The organism is Mycobacterium sp. (assembly GCF_039583785.1).
In the GTDB taxonomy this organism is placed as follows: Bacteria; Actinomycetota; Actinomycetes; order Mycobacteriales; family Mycobacteriaceae; genus Mycobacterium.
The window spans coordinates 1-2,177 of record NZ_JAVKSG010000185.1; the positions used below are offsets into that span (position 1 = coordinate 1).

Sequence of the window (2,177 nt, forward strand, 5' to 3'; positions counted from 1 at the left end):
GATTCGGGGATTCTTCGCTGATCCCAACCTCGCCTACATCACCGCCTAAGTCACCATACTAATGCACGCCTTAGTATGGCGTCCGTCGAAGCCCCCGAGCAAACGGCCCCAGACTCCGTCGACCGTCAGCCGCTGCCGGACCCCGGTGAGTCGGTCCCCAAGCTGGCGCTGCCCACCGTTGCGATTTTCGTCGGTGCAGTGATCGCTTTCGCATCGTCGACCGTCGGCTATGTCAACGGGTGGGCGTCGCTGTGGGCCACCATCCCGGTCAATACCGCGGTGACCTTCGTGATGTTCACCGTCGTCCACGACGCGTCGCATTACTCCGTCAGCTCCCAGGGCTGGGTCAACGGGCTACTCGGGCGACTGGCTTGGCATTTCGTCGCACCGGTGGTGGCGTTCCCGTCGTTCGGATTCATCCACATTCAGCATCATCGCCACGCCAACGACGAAGACCCCGACACCTTCGCCTCGCACGGCTCGGTGTGGTCGCTGCCGTTGCGCTGGGCGTTGGCCGAGGCTTTCTACCTCAGGTATTACGCGCCCCGCGCTCGCAGCCGGCCGGTCGCCGAGGTCGCCGAAACAGTGACGATGTTCGCCCTCAGCCTTACCGGCCTCGCCTTCGCCAACGTCACGGGGAACTTCTGGAGGTTGGCGGTCGTATTCCTGATTCCGCAACGAATCGGACTGACCGTGTTGGCGTGGTGGTTCGGCTGGCTGCCGCATCACGGGCTGGCGGACACCCAGCGCACCAACCGTTATCGGGCGACCCGAAACCGTGTCGGCGCGGAATGGTTGTTCACACCGCCGCTGATGTCGCAGAGCCCTCACCTGCTGCACCATCTGCACCCGTCGGTGCCGTTCTATCGCTACCTGCGGACGTGGAAACGCAACGAAGAGGCATACCTGGAGCGAAACGCGGCGATCTCCACGGTGTTCGGCCAGCGACTGAATCCGCGGGAGTTCCGGGAGTGCAAGGAGCTCAACGGCCGGCTGGCGCGGCTAATTCCGGTGCGGATGCCGGCCAGGTCCAGCTCACCGCATGGGGTGCTGCATCGCATCCCCGTCGCCGCGGTCGACCCCATCACCGCCGACGGCACCCTGGTGACCTTCGCGGTGCCGGAAAGTTTGCAGGATGCGTTTCGCTTCGAGCCGGGCCAGCATGTGACGGTGTGCACCGATCTGGGCGGGCGAGGCATCCGGCGCAACTACTCGATCTGCGCGCCGGCGACCCGTGCCCAGTTGCGCATTGCCGTCAAACACATTCCGGGAGGAGCTTTTTCGACCTTCGTCGCGAACGAGCTCAAAGCCGGTGACGTGCTGGAGCTGGTGACTCCCACCGGCCGGTTCGGCACCCCGCTGCATCCGCTGCAGCGCAAGCACTACGTCGGCCTGGTGGCCGGCAGCGGGATCACGCCAGTGCTCTCCATTCTGGCGACCACGCTGGAAATCGAGACCGAGAGCCGGTTCACGCTGGTCTACGGAAATCGCACGAAGGAGTCGACGATGTTCCGGGCCGAGCTCGATCGCCTCGAGTCCCGTTACGCCGACCGGCTGGAAATCCTGCACGTGCTGTCCCGCGAGCCCTTGCATACCCCCGAACTGCGCGGCCGCATCGATCAGACCAAACTCGACCTCTAGCTGACCGGGAGCCTGCAGCCGGACACGGTGGACGAGTGGTTCATCTGCGGGCCGGTGGAGATGACGACCGGCGTTCGCGAGTCGTTGATCGAGCATCGCGTCGACCCCGAACGCATACACCTCGAGTTGTTCTACGGCTGCAACGCCGCCCCGGCGGCCGAACGTAGCTATCAGACATCGACGGTGACCTTCACGCTGTCGGGCCGGCAGGACACATTCGATGTCGTGCCCGGCGACTCGATTCTGGAAGGCGCGCTGCACCGCCGCGGCGATGTGCCGTACGCCTGCATGGGCGGCGCCTGTGGCACCTGCCGGGCGACACCCGTCGAAGGCCAGGTGGACATGGACCACAACTTCGCGCTGGGCAAGGCCGAGCTCGACGCCGGCTACATCCTGACCTGTCAGTCGCACCCGACGACGCCGTACGTGACCATCGACTACGACGCGTGACGATCGGGCCGGCGCTTGCCCCCACCCCCCGGCGCTTGCCCCCACCCCCCACTCCCCGCGCGAGTGTGCATCTCACGACGCGACAC

The 2,177-nt window shown here is 65.6% G+C and carries 1 pseudogene; it reads left to right on the top strand.

Annotated features, from left to right (window positions below):
* The first annotated feature begins 75 nt into the window (after positions 1 to 75).
* Positions 76 to 2,091 (top strand): annotated as a pseudogene (locus tag ABDV69_RS21190) (fatty acid desaturase).
* Positions 2,092 to 2,177 lie beyond the last annotated feature (86 nt).